Consider the following 213-nt stretch of genomic DNA (forward strand, 5'->3'; position numbering starts at 1 on the left):
ATCCTGGAGTCTTGATCGAGGATAAGGGTGCGGCCGTTGCCGCCCATTACCGGCTCGCGCCAGAATATGAAAAGGTGCTCGAAGACCGCATGCACCACTATGCTGAGTTCGCCGGGCCGAACTGGGCATTGCAGCTCGGCAAGATGGTATTCGAGCTGCGTCCGGCACGGTCGAGCAAGGGCGATGCGCTGGAACGGTTTTTCCAGTCCGACC

At 60.1% G+C, this 213-nt stretch carries 1 protein-coding gene; it reads left to right on the forward strand.

Going from position 1 to position 213, the window contains the following annotated elements; all coding sequences use genetic code 11:
* Positions 1-213, forward strand: a 213-nt coding sequence (locus tag AF337_RS38660; protein ID WP_244471386.1) for a trehalose-phosphatase, incomplete at both ends; no start/stop codon positions are given.

The sequence above is a fragment of the Rhizobium ecuadorense genome (assembly GCF_001187535.1).
Lineage (GTDB): Bacteria > Pseudomonadota > Alphaproteobacteria > Rhizobiales > Rhizobiaceae > Rhizobium > Rhizobium ecuadorense.